General features: G+C 51.8%; 19 protein-coding genes. 4 read left to right on the forward strand and 15 right to left on the reverse strand.

The window, feature by feature from the left end:
- Window positions 1-49: 49 nt before the first annotated feature.
- The 4 genes from HZU75_RS08435 to HZU75_RS08450 form a co-directional block, all read right to left on the reverse strand.
- On the reverse strand, window positions 50-757 hold the full coding sequence (locus tag HZU75_RS08435) for a BPL-N domain-containing protein (RefSeq protein WP_180305665.1): 708 nt from the start codon (window positions 755-757) through the stop codon (window positions 50-52).
- Window positions 758-1,405, reverse strand: a complete 648-nt coding sequence (locus HZU75_RS08440; protein ID WP_180305666.1) for a DUF4124 domain-containing protein — start codon at window positions 1,403-1,405, stop codon at window positions 758-760.
- Window positions 1,406-1,559: 154 nt separating this feature from the next.
- Window positions 1,560-1,910 carry a cupin domain-containing protein gene (locus tag HZU75_RS08445; RefSeq protein ID WP_180305667.1) on the reverse strand — a complete coding sequence of 117 codons (351 nt, stop codon included), beginning with the start codon at window positions 1,908-1,910 and terminating at the stop codon, window positions 1,560-1,562.
- Between the two features lie 51 nt (window positions 1,911-1,961).
- Window positions 1,962-2,336, reverse strand: coding sequence for a hypothetical protein (locus HZU75_RS08450; RefSeq protein ID WP_180305668.1), 375 nt, complete (start codon window positions 2,334-2,336; stop codon window positions 1,962-1,964).
- 332 nt (window positions 2,337-2,668) lie between these two features.
- On the opposite strand from HZU75_RS08450, the gene HZU75_RS08455 reads away from it, so the two are divergent.
- From HZU75_RS08455 to HZU75_RS08465, 3 genes are all read left to right on the forward strand, one after another.
- Window positions 2,669-3,412: a substrate-binding periplasmic protein gene (locus HZU75_RS08455; RefSeq protein WP_180305669.1), complete on the forward strand. Its 744-nt coding sequence runs from the start codon at window positions 2,669-2,671 to the stop codon at window positions 3,410-3,412.
- 119 nt (window positions 3,413-3,531) lie between these two features.
- On the forward strand, window positions 3,532-3,819 hold the full coding sequence (locus tag HZU75_RS08460) for a hypothetical protein (RefSeq protein ID WP_180305670.1): 288 nt from the start codon (window positions 3,532-3,534) through the stop codon (window positions 3,817-3,819).
- Between the two features lie 145 nt (window positions 3,820-3,964).
- On the forward strand, window positions 3,965-4,282 hold the full coding sequence (locus HZU75_RS08465; RefSeq protein ID WP_180305671.1) for a DMT family transporter: 318 nt from the start codon (window positions 3,965-3,967) through the stop codon (window positions 4,280-4,282).
- A 96-nt stretch (window positions 4,283-4,378) separates the two neighbouring features.
- Here HZU75_RS08465 and HZU75_RS08470 read toward each other — a convergent pair whose 3' ends face one another.
- The 5 genes from HZU75_RS08470 to HZU75_RS08490 all read right to left on the reverse strand — a co-directional run bounded on the left by HZU75_RS08470 (window position 4,379) and on the right by HZU75_RS08490 (window position 10,224).
- Window positions 4,379-4,741, reverse strand: a complete 363-nt coding sequence (locus HZU75_RS08470; protein ID WP_180305672.1) for a cystatin domain-containing protein — start codon at window positions 4,739-4,741, stop codon at window positions 4,379-4,381.
- 53 nt (window positions 4,742-4,794) lie between these two features.
- Window positions 4,795-5,772, reverse strand: a complete 978-nt coding sequence (locus tag HZU75_RS08475; protein WP_180305673.1) for a patatin-like phospholipase family protein — start codon at window positions 5,770-5,772, stop codon at window positions 4,795-4,797.
- A gap of 70 nt (window positions 5,773-5,842) precedes the next feature.
- Window positions 5,843-6,745 (reverse strand): ChbG/HpnK family deacetylase, encoded by a 903-nt coding sequence (locus tag HZU75_RS08480; RefSeq protein ID WP_180305674.1) that lies wholly within the window; start codon window positions 6,743-6,745, stop codon window positions 5,843-5,845.
- A 79-nt stretch (window positions 6,746-6,824) separates the two neighbouring features.
- Complete coding sequence (locus HZU75_RS08485) at window positions 6,825-9,395, reverse strand: ATP-binding protein (RefSeq protein WP_180305675.1); 2,571 nt, start codon at window positions 9,393-9,395, stop codon at window positions 6,825-6,827.
- Between the two features lie 148 nt (window positions 9,396-9,543).
- Window positions 9,544-10,224, reverse strand: a complete 681-nt coding sequence (locus HZU75_RS08490) for a substrate-binding periplasmic protein (RefSeq protein WP_180305676.1) — start codon at window positions 10,222-10,224, stop codon at window positions 9,544-9,546.
- 239 nt (window positions 10,225-10,463) lie between these two features.
- On the opposite strand from HZU75_RS08490, the gene HZU75_RS08495 reads away from it, so the two are divergent.
- Complete coding sequence (locus tag HZU75_RS08495) at window positions 10,464-11,945, forward strand: amino acid permease (RefSeq protein ID WP_180305677.1); 1,482 nt, start codon at window positions 10,464-10,466, stop codon at window positions 11,943-11,945.
- 110 nt (window positions 11,946-12,055) lie between these two features.
- Here the strand turns inward: HZU75_RS08495 and HZU75_RS08500 are convergent, their stop codons facing one another.
- From HZU75_RS08500 to HZU75_RS08525, 6 genes are all read right to left on the reverse strand, one after another.
- Window positions 12,056-12,385 (reverse strand): DMT family transporter, encoded by a 330-nt coding sequence (locus tag HZU75_RS08500; RefSeq protein ID WP_180305678.1) that lies wholly within the window; start codon window positions 12,383-12,385, stop codon window positions 12,056-12,058.
- A 37-nt stretch (window positions 12,386-12,422) separates the two neighbouring features.
- Window positions 12,423-13,163 carry a sugar isomerase domain-containing protein gene (locus tag HZU75_RS08505; RefSeq protein WP_180305679.1) on the reverse strand — a complete coding sequence of 247 codons (741 nt, stop codon included), beginning with the start codon at window positions 13,161-13,163 and terminating at the stop codon, window positions 12,423-12,425.
- Window positions 13,164-13,272: 109 nt separating this feature from the next.
- On the reverse strand, window positions 13,273-13,977 hold the full coding sequence (locus HZU75_RS08510) for a methyl-accepting chemotaxis protein (RefSeq protein ID WP_228028005.1): 705 nt from the start codon (window positions 13,975-13,977) through the stop codon (window positions 13,273-13,275).
- Complete coding sequence (locus HZU75_RS08515; protein WP_180305680.1) at window positions 13,974-14,885, reverse strand: MCP four helix bundle domain-containing protein; 912 nt, start codon at window positions 14,883-14,885, stop codon at window positions 13,974-13,976. The genes HZU75_RS08510 and HZU75_RS08515 overlap by 4 nt, the downstream gene beginning before the upstream one ends.
- A gap of 171 nt (window positions 14,886-15,056) precedes the next feature.
- Window positions 15,057-15,287: a hypothetical protein gene (locus tag HZU75_RS08520; protein WP_180305681.1), complete on the reverse strand. Its 231-nt coding sequence runs from the start codon at window positions 15,285-15,287 to the stop codon at window positions 15,057-15,059.
- Between the two features lie 342 nt (window positions 15,288-15,629).
- The gene (locus HZU75_RS08525) at window positions 15,630-16,226 is read right to left on the reverse strand and encodes a YitT family protein (protein ID WP_180305682.1); all 597 of its coding nucleotides are present in this window, start codon (window positions 16,224-16,226) and stop codon (window positions 15,630-15,632) included.
- Window positions 16,227-16,251 lie beyond the last annotated feature (25 nt).

Consider the following 16,251-nt stretch of genomic DNA (forward strand, 5'->3'; position numbering starts at 1 on the left):
AATATACTGGTGTGGTTGATCGAGGCTGACTTTGCCATCGCAGGCAGAACTATAGGCGATCGAGCAAACGGGCAAAGCTGGCTTCGGCGGTGCCGTGTTTGAGCGTAATGCCATCGGCGCGATACCAATCACGCCCCGCTTCCAGATGCGGGCCGAGCAGCATCACTTTGCCTTGACCATAGTAGCTAATCAGCCCTGCAATGCGGCCGCTGCGCTGATAACGGCCTAATACTTCAGCCCCAGCAGGCGCCATGTTGCCAAGGTGCGGGCCGCTCTGATTGTAGAGCCAGCGGGTTTGGCCTTGCCAATTCACAGGTAGCAGATTGGCTTGCGCGCTAGCGATTTCAGCGTCAACTTCATCGATGCCAATCAGTGCAAAGGCGGGTTTCTTGCGCTGTTTATCACTGTAGCGTCCTGCTAGATACGCGCCTGCGCAAATACCCAGATAGCTGCCGCCGTGGCGCACAAACTGCTGCAAGGCCTTAATCTGGCTGGTGGAGAGTGCGTTCAGGGTTTCGTCGATATCGTCCGAGCCGCCCGGCTGCACATACACCTGAATCTGTGCCAGCGTAGCGGCATTCAGCGTTTTTTCGGTTAGATAAATGACTTTGTCATTTCGGCGCTGGAAAAATTCAGCCACTGTTTCGCCGCAGCCATTGCATGTTCCTGCGCCCGTAAATATCCCGACGGTGCGGGCATGGGCGCTAGGTAGCAGCGCCAAGCCGCTCAATAAAATAATAGTCTTTTCATCGCTCATCTATCCACAATGCCATGTGGGAACACACGCCAGCTGGCCTTGGCAGCATAGCCCTGCTCGATGACGTGCATAAGTCAGGCGGTTAGTTATTGATGGTGCAACGCTTGAGCGGAATGCGATGAAATTCGTGCTGCCGCGATAAAAATGCTGGCCGTGGCGATAAATAGTCAGCCCTTCGTTGCCGATGGCAAAGCCTTCCTTGCCAAAAGTGACATTGAGCAGCGCGGTGCTATTGGGTTCGCGGGCGGTGTGATTCGCGTACAGCGTAACTAGGGGCACGGGCTTCATTTCGGCATAGGCCGCAGGGTCTTCACGCTGGGTTTTGCTCAGCATCGCCTGATAGCTAGGTGAGGTGCCACCAGCGGGTTGTAGCGCCTTGAGAATCTGGAACATGCCTTCGGTATCTTCACACCAGCTACCAACTAGCTCGCGATACAGTGCTTCCGTGGGGGTACTGGGCGCTTGCCGGATTTCGGTGGGGTTCACCGTTGCGCTGTTGGTGTTGGCGTTGATGGTCGTTTTTAGTGTTTGCCCGGCACTGGCACAGGGCTGATCTTGGTAAACCACGCTGCCATTTTGTTGGCATTTATACATACTGGCTTGGCATAGGCTACTGAGCGCCAGTAAGGTGAGAGACCAGAGTTTCATGCTCGATTCCTTGGGGACTGGAGTATTGCATTATTCAAGGTCTAGGCCGCGCCAAGGTTATTTTTTGTAATGCCGAGCGTTGTTTTCAATTGACTGTGATCTGCTCCACATTAAACCCGTAGGGTATAGCTGCGAAACCAAGCCCAACAGAGGCTTAGGGTGTGATACCAATATGGATTGCTAACCAGATGGCCCCATCGCTTACTTCGGTAACGGTATGCGGCAGGTGAGCCGGTAGATACACATAGTCGCCACTGTGCAGCGTAATGCGATCGCCTGCAATATCCAGCGTGGCTTGCCCTTGCGCCAATAGCACCCATTCCGCATGAGCTTGGCAGTAAGTTTCATGCGCAATGCGTGGTGAGCTGACAATCCGTTCAATTAATAGCCCATCTTGGCTATGCAGGGCTTCAAATCGTTCGCCCGTGGCAGGGGCCGCAGCGTTGGCATATAAGTTGCCGCGCGCAAATGACGGCACGGCTGGCGTATGGTTCGAGTTGGACATGGGGCATCCTGCGTGAAATAGACATGCTAACCGGCGGTGTGATGGTGGGCATTATTGCGGCTCGGCGCGTGCTGGGCAACGCCTGAGAAAGCCCACCCATAGTTGCAATATGAGCCAAAGTAAGGCCGTTAGCAGTAGCACGGCGCAGCCGAAATACAGACTGTGCGCTAGAAAGTAATCGCCGGTAAAAAATGGAAACTCGCCGGGCATCAGCCAGATATTCATTAACATCGACACTGGCAAAGTGTAGATATACAGCCAGAATGCCGCCCACATCTCGCGACCAGAAAAATAAAATGACCACCAGATCGGTAACGCCCCACTGCATATAACACGGGCAGCCAACGGCGCAGGATGAGCGCGCAGCGCAATAGCCAAGGATGGTGGGTGGGCATGATTACTCCTTGGTGCCAGTCTTGCACTCAATATACCCAATCCCGGCGATCGCCGGATAATTGCACTGCTGGGCGGGCCTGCGGCGGGGATAAAAGTCTTTCCCGCGCCCGTTTAGCATGTCGCGCGAGCAGCTGAACATTGGACTAAAGTGAATAACTACTGGGTATTGCGCTGTAGGTATTGTCCAGCTTGGTTTTTAAGATAATACCCATCGGTTGTGGGTTATCCATTTCGCCAATTTCGCATCAATACCGCTGTGGCCTGGTGCGCCAATGACCGTTGAGCCTGCTGGCTGATTCTGACAACGTTGCACTTCAAGCCCGATTTCATATAAACAAATAAAGGTCACGAAGGTAATCGCCATGCTCAAATGGCTGTGCATACTTGTGTTTTGCTGCTCCAAATTATGGGCCGGTGAGGTCATCACGTTGGGGGCCGAAGATGATTGGGCACCATATTCTTATCTTAAGCCCGGAGAGAAAAAAATCAGCGGTTTTGCGCCGCGCATTATTACTGCCGCGTTCCAAACGCAGGGTATTGATGTGCAGTTTCGCGCAGTGCCCTTCACCCGATGTTTAAAAGAGACCCTCAGCGGTGAGCTGGTCGGCTGTTTTGATATTGAGAAAAATGAAGAAAATCAGTCGCAGTATTTCTTTCATCGCACCCCACTGTTTTCCGAAGGCTTATCGATTTTTGCCCTGAGCAGCTCGCAGCCGCGAACGGTGCAAGTGGCCGATCTGGCCGGGCACACGGTGGCCATTACCAATGGCTACACCTACCCGCCGCTGATTATGAATAACGCAAAAATCAAAAAAGATGCCTCGCCCAGTGATGAGGTGCAATTTAAAAAGCTATTGGCAGGGCGGGCTGAATTTGCGCTGGTAAATACCACGCCCGCAAAATTGCTAATGCAGAAAACCCCCGCCTTTAAAAACCGAATTGTTGAAGTTGGTTTGGTTAATAAAGCGTTGTTTTATATTGGTTTTAGCAAAAGCCACCCCGACGGCGCTCGCCTCGCCCTGATTTTCGAGCAAGGCCTGCATGTGATTCACTCCAATGGCCAGTACGCCCAGCTGGAGCAAGAGTTCAAAGCCAGTTTGCAGTAGCGGCAATACGCATGGGTACAATGTCATACTGCTGCGTTAAAGTGGAACAATACCATCGTCATGCAATAAGTTAGCTTCTATACTGCCGATGACTTCACCTATTTAAGGGAGTAATCGTTATGCGCAACTTTGTCGTTCTCGCCCTGATCGGCATTTCCCTGTCGACCGCCGCTTTGGCTCGTTCTCGGGATGTAGATTGCAGTGAGTTTCGCAGTGAAAGTGCCCGTCGAGAATGCCGCGAACATAAATATGATCGAGATCATCGCAGAGATGATAATGAATGGCGCCGGGATGATGAGCAACGCTATAAGCGCAAATCAACTTCATACGAAGAAGCCAAGCGTCTCTGTGGGCAGGCGCATACCTCGGCTGATCATGAAGTCTGTATGAAAAATTTGGGTTATTAAGGTGCCCCGCTAGGGGCGTTATTTTTACCAAGCCCTCATGCTTGCAGCATAAGGCAGCGTCGCTGATAATCCACCCGCTGCCTCTTGCGGGTTTCCGGCAGCCTCTTTTCACGAGCCCGATGTTGACTCGGAAAGGAGATCTACGATGTCTGGCTGGCTTATTCTAGCTGTAGCTGTTTTCACCGAAATTATCTGGGCCTTATCGCTCAAACTGGTGCAAGTGTCACCCAACCGTTGGTTGATGGTGGGCTCAGTGTTGCTATCGTTTTTAAACATGGGCCTGTTGTCATGGGCGATGCGCGATATTCCGGCGGGTACTGCATACGCAATCTGGACGGGTCTGGGTGCGGTGGGGGTGACGATAGGCGGGATTATCTGGTTTGGTGATCCCATGAACGCCACGCGCTTGGCATGTTTAAGTTTGATTGTAGTTGGCGTAATGGGTTTGAAACTAGCCAGTTAATTGCTATACCTGTGTCGGTATGAGCTGCAATTGCAGTACGAGTGATGGAAATTTGGCAATACCCCAGCTGCACCGCTTGCCGCAGCTGGGTATGCCTTAATTGCACAGCGCGGGAAACGGGGTTTGGCTGGCAGCTTGGCTTAGCGTGAAATTACCCTGCAAATCATGCCATACAATGGCGTACCAGATTTCTCCATTGGCCAGCTCGAACTTGATCGCGTAGTTGGTGCCAGCCACGACTTGCGTGCGTACTTCCAAAATTTGCTTTAGCTTGCTGCTGCTATTGAGTTGCTTGAGGATGAGTTCCATCGCTTGTTTGGCTTCAGGGCTAATCTGCTCCTGCAGGCGATAGCCTCCCGCTACGTTACTTGGCTGGCATGGACGATTCACCGTCGATGCCGTCTGACTGCAGGCGGTGAATATTAAGCCAGTCATAATTGCACTCAGTGCTTTGTGCATGATTGATATCCGTGATGGTTGAAAAACAAACCTAAGCGGCGTGCCGCAGCGTATTACCAGTGTTGGCAAGCATCGCGGTAGCCCGCCTCAATGCGTGCGGCGATGGATTTGGGCGAGAAATCCAGCGTGGTGCTTTGCTCTTCGGGCATTTGATTAGTGATCACGGTGGGCGAGAGCAGCATACGTAGCCGCGCAATGTCTTTAAACCCATCAAGCTGGCGAATCGGTGAAGTGGCTGGCAGGCTGTTATCCAAGGCAGAATATAGCTCGGCTAAACCATTGTAATCGGCCATGCGCTCCATATCGCCGAGCACTTTATTCGAGAAAATAATCTCCAGCATCCGGTCTTGGGTTTGGGTTAGGTTGCGTGGCACTTGGCCTTTGAGCGGGAATAAATTGACGATGACAAAGTGCGCATCACTGTCGGCTGGCAAGCCATTAATCATGGCGCCCAGCGGGGCGTTATCAAACAGGCCGCCATCCCAGTAATGTTTCCCATCAATTTGTACCGGCGGGAACATCGGTGGAATCGATAGTGATGCGATCACATGATCTATGGTGATGCGCTGGCCATCGCGATTGCTAAAAGTGGCGATTTCGCCGCTTTCGATTTGCACCGCCGACAGTTGCACAATGGTGGCCGAGTCGTTGAGTTTGTCAAAATCGACCAACTCGGTGATCAGCTCGCGCAGCGGGTCGGCCGAGTAGACCGAAGTCCATTGATTCATATTCCACACATCGGTGCGCAGCCGCGACATATGCGGGTTGCCAAATAGGGATAAATTTTGCTCAACGATCTGCGGTGCAAATGGAATATTCGGCACGGTGAGTTTTTGCCACAGCGTTTCCAGTGCCGGCAGCGGATCGGCGCTTTTACTGCCGACCAACACCGCAGTATTGACCGCACCAATTGATACCCCTGCTACCATCCTGACTGGAAGCAAACTCTGTTGCTGCATACGGCGCAATACCCCTAGTTCATACGCGCCTAGTGCGCCGCCACCTTGTAATAACAATGCGATATTATTCATAACAATTCCTTTGGTGTAATGCCGCGCAGCTTAGCGAGGGGAGATGACAATTCATGTGCGCCGTGGCACCTTAGCGAGCCAGTGCTGCTATCGCTTTCATGCCTACCAGATGAAAACCTTCTCGGGCAATCAGCTCACGCAGCCCAGCGCTGGCAAATAGTCGGCGGTCTGCAACGCGTGTTTGCCAATCGGGTGCAATTGCGCGTAATTCCTCGCTATCGTTAGCCGGGTGGCCAATCAGCGCATAAACACCCGGTGCCGCAAAGTAATATTTCAGCACCTGGCTCGCCCAAAGCAGCCGTTCTTCATCGCTAAGATATTGGCCAAAGGGCAAGACGGCCCAGGCATCAATTGGTTTGATGTGCTCTGCGTCGGCGGCAATTTGTGCTGCGGTGCGTTCGCTCAATGCTAAGGACATTTTGCTTTCATTGGCCAGCAATTGCGGGTCGCGGTAGTGCGGCACCAGCACCGGTAATTGATGCTCCTTGCTTAAACGGCACACATGGGCAAACAGGTCTGGATGCAGCGCCGTCATCATGTGAGTATCAAGATGGCTGAGCGTCAGGCCCAGTTGTTGGGCGCGCTGTAATTGCGCCGCTAATTCTGCGTAGGCGAGCTCAAGCTGTGCGTTGCTATAGGTATCCGCTGCTAGCGGATAGAAATAGCCAGCTGCATCGCTTAACTGGGCAGGGGTATTTAGCCCGGTAATCGGGCCCCAGCGATAGCGGTTGCGCCATTCGCAATTTAAGGTCAGGTGTAGCCCCACATCTGCACTGTCACCTGCTGCTTGGATCGCTTCGACTGCGGCGGGAAACCATGGGCAGGGCGCCATTGCAGAGGCCGAGCTCATATTGCTAACGCCATGTAAATCACGCCAGGCACTGACGGTGGCTTCACACATACCGATATCGTCGGCATGCACAATCAATACCCGGTCGGTGGCGCTAAAGCCTAAACGTTCTTGTAGAGTCATGCTGAAAATCTTCCCTGTTTGGCGGAGAGTAGAATTTGAAACGGTGGCTAGGCTGATCCTGTCGCTGAAGTGCGAGGCCTTAAGCCCATTGTTTGAGCGCCCCGGCTAATGCTTCGGGTTGAATAGGTTTGACCAGAAAGTCATTCATTCCTGCGGCAAAACAGCGGGCTTTTTCATCGGCCAGTGCATTGGCGGTTAGCGCGACAATGGCAATATCCGTATTGCGCGGGTCGGCTTCGCCGGCACGGATGGCGCGCGTAGCTTCAATGCCATCCATTTCGGGCATCTGCAAATCCATAAAAACAATATCAAAATCGTTTCCAGCGAGCGCCGCAAGCGCGTGGCGGCCGTTATTGGCGGTATGGACGCGGCAGCCCAAGTTTTCCAGCATACGTACTGCTACGCGCTGATTCACCGGATTATCTTCGGCCAGTAGCACTCGGTAACTACGCTCGGTATGCAGCGAGCTGGTGCTGGGTTTCTCTTGCTCGGCGGCGGGCCCCGCAATGCCCAATGGCAGTGTGAAAATAAATTCGGCGCCCTCGTCCGGAATGCTACGCACGCTAATTTCACCGCCCATTAAGCTGACCAATTGTTGGCAAATGGCCAAGCCCAAGCCGGTACCGCCGTAACGGCGGGAGGTCGAGTCATCCAGTTGATAAAAGCGGGTAAACAAATGCGGAATTTTGTCGGCAGGAATACCGATGCCGCTGTCTTGGACGCTCACTTGCAGCGTGACCTGCTCCGCTTGCTGGGTTAGTACGCTGATCTGCAATGTAATGCCACCGCTATCAGTAAACTTCACGGCATTGCCAATCAGATTGAGCAGTACCTGCCGTAGTCGGCCGGGGTCACCGCGCAGGCGCGGCGGCACGTCGGGGGCGATATCGGCTCGGTAAAATAAGTCTTTTTCCCTGATCCGCAAGGCCATCATCGAGCCTAATTCATGCAAGATGGCTGCCAGCTCAAAATCAATACATTCCAGTGCAAGATGGCCCGCTTCGATCTTAGAAAAATCTAAAATATCGTTGATCACGCTAAGTAAGACATCGCCGCTGTAGCGTACGGTTTCGGCATATTCGCGCTGCTGCGGGCTGAGATCGGTATCGAGCAGCAGGCGCGTCATCCCCAGCACACCATTGATGGGCGTGCGAATTTCATGGCTCATATTGGCCAGAAACAGGCTTTTGGATTGATTGGCCGCTTCGGCGGCTTGCTTGGCCTGCATAAGTTGCTGCTGGGCAATTTTATGCTCGGTAACATCGGTGGCAATGCCGTACCAGATGGTATCGCCTTCCGGCGTGCGTTCGGGTTTGGCGTGCCCTTCCACCCAAATCAACCCTTTGGTTGGGTGGTTAACGCGGTAGGCGGTATCCCAGTGCGTTAAGGTTTCCAGTGCTCGCATATAGCTGGTAACAACCCCGGCCATATCGTCGGGATGAACTGCCCCGAGCACTCTGGATGCATCATTTGCCACATCTTCGGCCCGCAAGCCATAAATGGCTTCAATGCCTGCGCTGGCGTATAAATAGCTGCTACTACCATCCAGATTCATGCGGGTTTGAAAAATCAGGCCGGGGACTTCTTCACCGATTTTCTGGAACCGCTCGATCAGCGCATTACGCTCATTGCTGGTTTTTTCCCGCTCCAGCGCACCGCCAACCCAGCGGGCCAACAAGTGAATAAATTCAAAATCGACCGCATCAAAATCACGATTGTGTGGCTCGGGGGACGAAAAGCTGAGCGCACCATAGCGCTGACCTTCGACCCAGATCGTTACGCCCAGATAGGTTTCGAGACCAAAGCGGGCAAAGCATGGGTGCTGTGCCCATGGTGACTCGCTCATTTTACGAATGGCCAGTACATCATCACTCGCCAAGGTAATGCTGCTATAGGTTTGCTCTAGATCGTACAGGGCGTTTTCCTGCAGCTCCTGATTCGGTGAGTATTGCACAGCGATTCGGTGCTGATCACCAATAATTTCACCGATAGCACCAAATGGCATTTCCAGATACTGGCAGGCTAGCCACAAGGCTTCGATCAGCAGCTCGTGCTCTTGTTGGTGTGCTAGCGCGTTAATCTGATTCAAGGTTCGTAATGCCGCTTGCTGCCGATCATGGGCAGTATCAATCGCTTGGCGCACGATGCAGCGGCGCTGGAATAAAATCAATTGGGCGATAGTTTGCAATAACGGCTGTAATTCTTGGCGATGTATTGCATCTAAAGCCTTTTCTGCGCTGGCAAGCAGGGCGATACCCCTTACTTTGCCTTTGTGTTCCAAGGCCAGAATTGTAGTATGTAAGGGGGTTGCTGCACTGCCTGAATCCGTCGTTGGACTATTGATCAGAACATGCTCTTGGGCCAGCGATGGCAGTGTCAGGTAATGCTGCTGCTTCAGGGTTTTCCATTGTTCTGCGGTTAGCTTGATGCCTGACGTTGCAGTGCCCTTGAGTGAGCCTTCAGGCCGATGCGTTGCCAGTATTTGCAAAGCACCGCTATTGGCTTCGCTGATTTCGGCCAGTATGCCTGTTTGGCTATCGCTAAGTAGTATCAGATCATGCAAAGCTTGCGCCCACACCGAGCTATCCAGCATTTCGCTTAAAAAGGCGGCTTGAGCTCTGAGCAGAGCGGGCACGACGTCCAACGGCATTTACTAACCTTATTTGTTTGCAATTTCCTGAGCTGCTTCAGGATAGTCGAATATGTAAGTGGGGTGAAGTAATAAAGTCGTCAGTCTAATTATTTATTTGTCCTATTTAATGTCAGGCAAGCCGATAATAATCGACTCATAGCTGAGCTTACTGAATGGATGTCGCTATCTTTTTGAGCTGGCGCAGAATATCCGGTTTAGTGCTGCTGTTGATCGCAATATACAGATTGCTATCTAGCTCAGGTAAAGGGTAAGCAATGCGAACACGGGTTGGTTTTTCATTGAGTTGCGTCAGCTTTGCCTTGATACCCACTTCGCTCAGAATCGCTAAATCACAACGTCCGGCGATGAATTTCTTCAGATTGGTGCTGGAGTCTGGGGCCAGATCGATGGCAGGAAAGCCGTTCTGTTGCAAAAATTCAGCGCGATAATCTCCTCGTACGGCACAGACACGGTAGCGTTTGGCGGCATACAGATTATTCACTTGTATGTCGTTGCGCTCATTGAGTCGGTAAAAATTCACATTGGTATCGTAGAGGCGATACAAAAATGTCAGCTTTGCTTCGCGCTCGGGGGTTTTAGCGATGGGGTAGATCAGCACATTGGGTTGGCTCATGGCTTCTTTGTAAGCACGCACCCAAGGCTGAATCTTGATCTGTTGCGCAGGAAATTGAATGGCTTGTAAAAAACGTGCCAGCCGGGGTTGAGTGAGCCCGCCGATTTTGCCTTGCTCGTCTACGCTGACATAGGGTGGATCATGCTCGGTATAAATGGTGAGCTGATCAGCTATTGCCGCGTGGGCACTAGTTGGCGCAGCCAGCCAGCTCATTGTGATCGCGCAGAGGGCGTTGCAATAAGCGCTCTGCAGAAAACCCTGACATGGCATGCTGATCCCCAAAAATTCAGCTGAATCAATTAACTAGAGCTAGCTTATGTTTGGCTTGCAATATAGTTAGCCGATGGATGATTTACAAGCGCAGCTAGGGGATAGCCACAAACGACAGTTTTTGCCTTTTCAGGCATCATGACTGATCATTTTTTAATCAGATCGCTGGATGTAGCAAAACGATGAGTACAACTTCTCCTCCGAATACTTTGCGGCGCAATTTAAAAGCGCGCCATCTTTCCATGATTGCGATTGGTGGTTCGATCGGTACTGGGCTGTTTGTCGCCTCGGGCGCGACCATTGCCCAGGCGGGGCCGGGCGGTGCAATGGCAGGGTATTTGCTGATTGGTTTGATGGTGTATTTCTTGATGACCAGTCTGGGTGAGCTGGCAGCATATATGCCGGTCTCTGGCTCGTTTGCCACCTATGGCGCGCGCTTTGTTGACCCTGGCTTTGGTTTTGCGCTGGGTTGGAACTATTGGTACAACTGGGCGGTGACGATTGCCGTTGAATTGGTGGCGGCGCAATTGATTATGGCGTTCTGGTTTCCGGATGTGCCCGGCATTTATTGGAGTGCAGGTTTTCTGGCGGTGATGTTCGCACTCAATTACATTTCGGTGCGTGGCTTTGGCGAGGCTGAGTTTTGGTGCTCACTGATCAAAGTGGTGACGGTGATTGTGTTTATTGTCACCGGCCTACTGATGGTGGCTGGCATCATGCACGGTGGTGAACAAGCGGGCTGGCATAACTTCACTACTGGTGATGCACCATTTGTGGGTGGTTTGCCCGCCATGATTGGTGTGATGATGGTGGCCGGTTTTTCTTTTCAAGGCACTGAGCTGATCGGTGTGGCTGCGGGCGAAGCGGAAAACCCGCACCGCGCGATTCCCCGTGCGATTCGCCAAGTGTTTTGGCGTATCCTGCTGTTTTATGTGATCGCTATTTTCCTGATTGGTATGTTGATTCCCTATACCGATCCGCATCTGTTGAAGAACGATATTGCCGATATTGGCGTCAGCCCGTTTACCTTGGTATTCCAAAATGCGGGTTTAGCATTTGCGGCCGCATTGATGAATGCCGTGATTTTGACGGCGATTATTTCGGCCGGTAACTCGGGGATGTACGCGTCAACGCGGATGCTTTACACCTTGGCTGCGCAGGGTTTGGCGCCCAAAGTATTTGCTAAGTTGGCGGATAACGGCGTGCCGCGTAATGCGCTGTACGCGACGACAGCAGTCGGAATGTTGTGCTTTTTAACCGCCTTGGGTGAAGATAAAACGGTGTATTTGTGGCTGCTGAATATGTCGGGGATGACCGGCTTTATCGCCTGGCTAGGGATCGCAATCAGCCACTACCGATTCCGCCAAGGCTTTTTGGCACAAGGGCATTCATTGGAAGAATTGCCGTACCAATCGCCGTTTTTCCCGTACGGGCCATTGTTTGCCTTTGCCTTGTGTTTGCTGGTGATGCTGGGGCAGAACTATCAGGCATTTATGGCTGGAAATATTGATTGGATCGGCGTTATTGCCACCTATATCGGTATTCCAATGTTCTTTGCCATCTGGTTTGGTTATCGTTGGAAATACAAAACTCGTTTTGTGAAAAACCATGAAATGAGCTTTGCAGATGCCAATGAGGCACCGGTGCATAGTGAGAAACGGTGATGGAGTATTGGCTTGTAGGCTAATTTTAAATTGGCTTATATGGCAATACCCATAAAAAGACCCCGCATGGCGGGGTTTTTTTATGTCATCGCGGCTCACAAATGGGGTGATTAGTGCCCCGCTGATTGGGAAAACAAATTAATCACCAGTACACCGCTGATAATCAGTGCAATGCCCAGCAGCGCAGGCCAATCAAGTTGCTGGCGATAAAAAAACCACCCCACCATACTGACCAAGACAATTCCTGCTCCTGACCATAAGGCATAGGCAATCCCGAGCGGAATACTGCGCAAGGTGAGTGATAAGAAATAAAATGCGGTGCCATAGCCCGCCACGACCAGCAGCGAGGGAAGCAAACGACTAAACCCTGCCGTGGCTTTGAGCGCCGAAGTCGCGATGACTTCGGCAATAATGGCAATTGCCAGATACAGCCAGTTCATACCGATATTCCAAATTGAGGCCAGTTAAGCGCGCTGCTTATAAGCGCTTTATACGCTGATGCATGGCTTGCCAATGTGCGGCATTGCGAGCCTCACCTTCATCGCCATTCGCGCTTTGCCAGACCGGGGCTTCGATGCCTCGGGCGGCGAGCTCGGCCACGGTAGCGGCAGCCACGGCTTGCAGTAAGGCACTGCCGACGGCGGTGGATGAGGCCGACACTTTAACCGGACAACCGGGTACTGCCACCAGCGCATCACCATCAACGCCGTAATTATCGAGCACCAAATCGGCCACTTCAAACAAGCGTTGCCCGCTGCTATGCCGTGAGCTAATGCTTTGGGAAAAACTCAGCGAGGTCAGGGCAATGACGGTGGCACCTTGTGCTTTCGCCGCCAGTGCCATTTCAATCGGTACTGCATTGCGGCCCGAGTTGGAAATAACGATGAGGGTATCCCCTGCCCGAACTGGCTCGTCCTGCAATAGTTGGGCCGCATAGCCAGGCACACGTTCTAGCCAGGTTGAGCGGCGTGCCGCTTGCATCACAGAGAGTGGTAAGTCGAGGATGGCATTGACGGGCACTAAGCCACCAGCGCGGTAGAACAACTCGGCGGCCAATAGCTGCGAGTGGCCGCTGCCAAAGACATGCAGCAAGCCACCGGCCTGCAAGGTATCGGCAATATGCACCGCTGCTTGGTTGAGTTGGGGGAGTTGTTCGTCGTGTACGCGCGTGATCAGCGCAATGACTTTATGCAAATAATCGGCAGCGTATTGGCTCATCTCGGCTTTTCCTTACGACAAAGAATCACCTTAAAACGCACTGCCGTTGTGGGGAATAATCTGATTCCCCAATACCTTGCCGCATTGTTGCGGCAAGGTATTGGGCCGCTTAGACGCGGTAGCGGGTAATCGCCGCATCGAGTTCCTGACTAAGTTGCCGTAAGCGCGCACCTTCAGAGGCCGTGTTCTGCGCGACTGAACTACTTTCTTCCGACATTTGCGCTACCCGCTCAACTTGCTGCGCCATCATCGAACTAGCCGAGCTTTGTTCGCGCATTGAACTAGTAATTTCACTAACCTGATCGACTACCAGATCGGCGTTATGCCGAATTTTGCTAATCGCATCGCTGGCTTCATGTGCTTGCTCCACACCCAGATCTACGCGGCGTACGGTTTGCTGCATGGTGTGAACCGTGGCATTCGCTTCATTTTGAATGGCACTCACGGTGCCAATAATTTCTTGCGTTGAAGAGCCGGTGCGTTCGGCTAGTTTGCGCACTTCGTCCGCCACCACCGCAAAACCACGCCCAAGCTCGCCAGCGCGAGCCGCTTCAATGGCTGCATTAAGCGCCAGTAAGTTGGTTTGATCGGCAATTTCTTTAATCACATTCACTACGGCATTAATGCTGGCGGTGCGCTCTTTCAATGATTCAATTTGCTGAGCAGAATTGCGCACATCATCCGCAATTTGATTAATGCTGGTGATGGTGCTTTCAATGACCGAGCCGCCTGTGGCTGCCATATGACCAGCTTCGCGTGCGGTGCGATCGCATTCACCGGCACGATCGGCGACGTGGCTAATGCTGACGGTCACTTCTTCAACCCCGCGGCCATGCTCGATGCTGCGCTGCTGACATCTTGTGAAGTTGCGGAAAGCTGGTGGCTGGCAGTGGAGAGGCCCGTGGCGGTGCCGGTGACATCGCGGCCAATGCGGCTTAGCTGTTTCAGACTATTTTGCAGGGTATCAATCAGGCCATTCAGGGCGGTCAGTGATTCGCCGATTTCATCGCGGTTTTGAATCCGCAGGCGGCGAGTGAAATCGTAGTCATTACCGAGTTGTACCACGAAGCTGCGCATTTCATTGAGCGGGTTGGTAATGCTGCGAGCAATGAACAAACCGATCACAATGATGGCAATGATTAGTGCAATTCCTAGCCCGACTGAAATACTGATGGCGGCTGAAATTGAGTTGTTAATGGCGGCTTTGGCCGCATCGGTTCCTTCTAGATTACGCTTAGTTGCAATGTTGAGCTGCTCAAACACTTTCATTGCAATTGGGGTTACTTTATTGCGAACAACTTCTTGTGCTGCGTCTTGGCTACCGCCATTCGAAAGGTGGATCACCTCTTTGATGCTGCTTTCCCATGTAGCTAATTGTTTTTCTAGCTCGGCAATGTTTTGTTTCCCTGCGTCGCTACCCGCATATTTACGGTAGGCATCAATCTTGGTGTGTACTTGAGTGATTTCTTCGTTCAGCTGTGCTTCAATAACCTTCATTTTCTCGGTGTCGGTTTCAATGATGTGACCCAGCACATCACGGCGAGCGGTGGCAAAACCTAGGCTGATTTCACCAATTAGCACGACTGAAGGTACCGCATCGTCGCTAATTTCTTGTGAACGCATTTGAACATCTTGAAATTTGCTGTAGTTCACTGCGGTAAGCAGGACGATTGCGAGTGCGGCCAAGGCAATTAGGGCCATTAATTTTTGCGAGATTTTCATAGCGCAGATCCAAAGATAGGGGGACGATTTGCTATTCAGAATAGTGCATAGCAAGGCTGGAACAAGGTTTGATTATGCGTTGCGTCAAAATGTATGCAAATAGGGTGATTGCCGAGTAATAAAAGCAACAGCCGCCTTACTGGGCGGCTGTTTGACTAGGGCACGGCATAATTAATGTCGATGTTGTTTAAAGCGTATCGGCTGGATCGTGACTTGGCTGAGGTACATCAGACCAATATAAATACCCGCAATAATCAACATCCAGCCTATTGGCAGCAAGGCCAATAAGATGGTTTGAAACTCGGCCCCTAACAGGCTGCTTAAAATACCAAACGAGAGTAGGCAGACCATCCCTGCGAGGATGGGGAGTGCGCACATTTTCATCGATAGCTGCATTTTCATGTCCTCGGATCAATTTTTTTTGATTTATGGTTTGAGTAAAGACCATGCAAATCTGCTTGTCATAGATGATTTTGCGCATCAAAAATTAGCGTTTTACCCCCGATCGGGGTATAGCCTAGGCGGTGATTTTAGCGATTGGGTTTGCCTTGCTATACCGTACACTGGTATGGCTTATTGGCATTGGCTAGCAAGCTGACGAGTGGCGAAATGACGTAGCTAAAACCTACGCGCAGCAGATGTTTGAGCTATGGATGCTAATAATTCGATGGGTATATTGGCTTTAATTCCGAAAATATTGGGTTTTGGCTGCATACCTTTATTGGGTATAGGCCGGCCGGTGATTTACATACCCATATAACGGCCAGGGCGGTGATTGATTGCAATCACCAGATTGAGTGCCAGTGCACCAATAATTGAGTACAGCAACTTTGGGCCACTAACCATGGCCATCCCGCAGGCCAGAATGGCAAGGTCAAACCCCAGTTGCACATGTCCGGCACGCCAACCGAAACGTTGTTGGGTAAATAAGGCTAGTACGGTTACGCCGCCTAAACTGGCTTTATGGCGAATCAACATCAAAATACCCACGCCAGCAAGCAGTCCACCAATCACGCTGGCAAATAAGGGATCCAGCTGGGCAAAACTAATCCAGCGCGGCAGCCAATCGGCGAGTAGTGACAAAAGCGCAATACAACAGAATGTTTTTAAGGTGAATTCGCGCCCTAAGACCCGATAGGCGAAAACGTAAAATGGGATACTGATGGCAAAGAAAATCAGCCCATAGGCCCAATGCGTTGCGTAGTGCAGTAAAAATGCTAAACCAGTCACCCCGCCGGTGAGTAAACCGGCATGTTTGAAAAACTGAATCGCCAGTGCCATCAACAATACGCCTGAGAACAGACCTTGAGCATCCTCTAGCCAAGTATGGCGTTTTGGCATGCGACTACCCCTTCTGAAAAAATGG

Source organism: Chitinibacter fontanus (genome assembly GCF_013423785.1).
Taxonomy (GTDB): domain Bacteria; phylum Pseudomonadota; class Gammaproteobacteria; order Burkholderiales; family Chitinibacteraceae; genus Chitinibacter; species Chitinibacter fontanus.

Bases quoted from the DNA above. Each gene is read 5' to 3' on its own strand.
- HZU75_RS08435 (WP_180305665.1), bottom strand. From the start codon at position 757: ATGAGCGATGAAAAGACTATTATTTTATTGAGCGGCTTGGCGCTGCTA.
- HZU75_RS08440 (WP_180305666.1), bottom strand. From the start codon at position 1,405: ATGAAACTCTGGTCTCTCACCTTACTGGCGCTCAGTAGCCTATGCCAA.
- HZU75_RS08445 (WP_180305667.1), bottom strand. From the start codon at position 1,910: ATGTCCAACTCGAACCATACGCCAGCCGTGCCGTCATTTGCGCGCGGC.
- HZU75_RS08455 (WP_180305669.1), top strand. From the start codon at position 2,669: ATGCTCAAATGGCTGTGCATACTTGTGTTTTGCTGCTCCAAATTATGG.
- HZU75_RS08460 (WP_180305670.1), top strand. From the start codon at position 3,532: ATGCGCAACTTTGTCGTTCTCGCCCTGATCGGCATTTCCCTGTCGACC.
- HZU75_RS08465 (WP_180305671.1), top strand. From the start codon at position 3,965: ATGTCTGGCTGGCTTATTCTAGCTGTAGCTGTTTTCACCGAAATTATC.
- HZU75_RS08470 (WP_180305672.1), bottom strand. From the start codon at position 4,741: ATGCACAAAGCACTGAGTGCAATTATGACTGGCTTAATATTCACCGCC.
- HZU75_RS08475 (WP_180305673.1), bottom strand. From the start codon at position 5,772: ATGAATAATATCGCATTGTTATTACAAGGTGGCGGCGCACTAGGCGCG.
- HZU75_RS08480 (WP_180305674.1), bottom strand. From the start codon at position 6,745: ATGACTCTACAAGAACGTTTAGGCTTTAGCGCCACCGACCGGGTATTG.
- HZU75_RS08485 (WP_180305675.1), bottom strand. From the start codon at position 9,395: ATGCCGTTGGACGTCGTGCCCGCTCTGCTCAGAGCTCAAGCCGCCTTT.
- HZU75_RS08490 (WP_180305676.1), bottom strand. From the start codon at position 10,224: ATGAGCTGGCTGGCTGCGCCAACTAGTGCCCACGCGGCAATAGCTGAT.
- HZU75_RS08495 (WP_180305677.1), top strand. From the start codon at position 10,464: ATGAGTACAACTTCTCCTCCGAATACTTTGCGGCGCAATTTAAAAGCG.
- HZU75_RS08500 (WP_180305678.1), bottom strand. From the start codon at position 12,385: ATGAACTGGCTGTATCTGGCAATTGCCATTATTGCCGAAGTCATCGCG.
- HZU75_RS08505 (WP_180305679.1), bottom strand. From the start codon at position 13,163: ATGAGCCAATACGCTGCCGATTATTTGCATAAAGTCATTGCGCTGATC.
- HZU75_RS08515 (WP_180305680.1), bottom strand. From the start codon at position 14,885: ATGAAAATCTCGCAAAAATTAATGGCCCTAATTGCCTTGGCCGCACTC.
- HZU75_RS08520 (WP_180305681.1), bottom strand. From the start codon at position 15,287: ATGAAAATGCAGCTATCGATGAAAATGTGCGCACTCCCCATCCTCGCA.
- HZU75_RS08525 (WP_180305682.1), bottom strand. From the start codon at position 16,226: ATGCCAAAACGCCATACTTGGCTAGAGGATGCTCAAGGTCTGTTCTCA.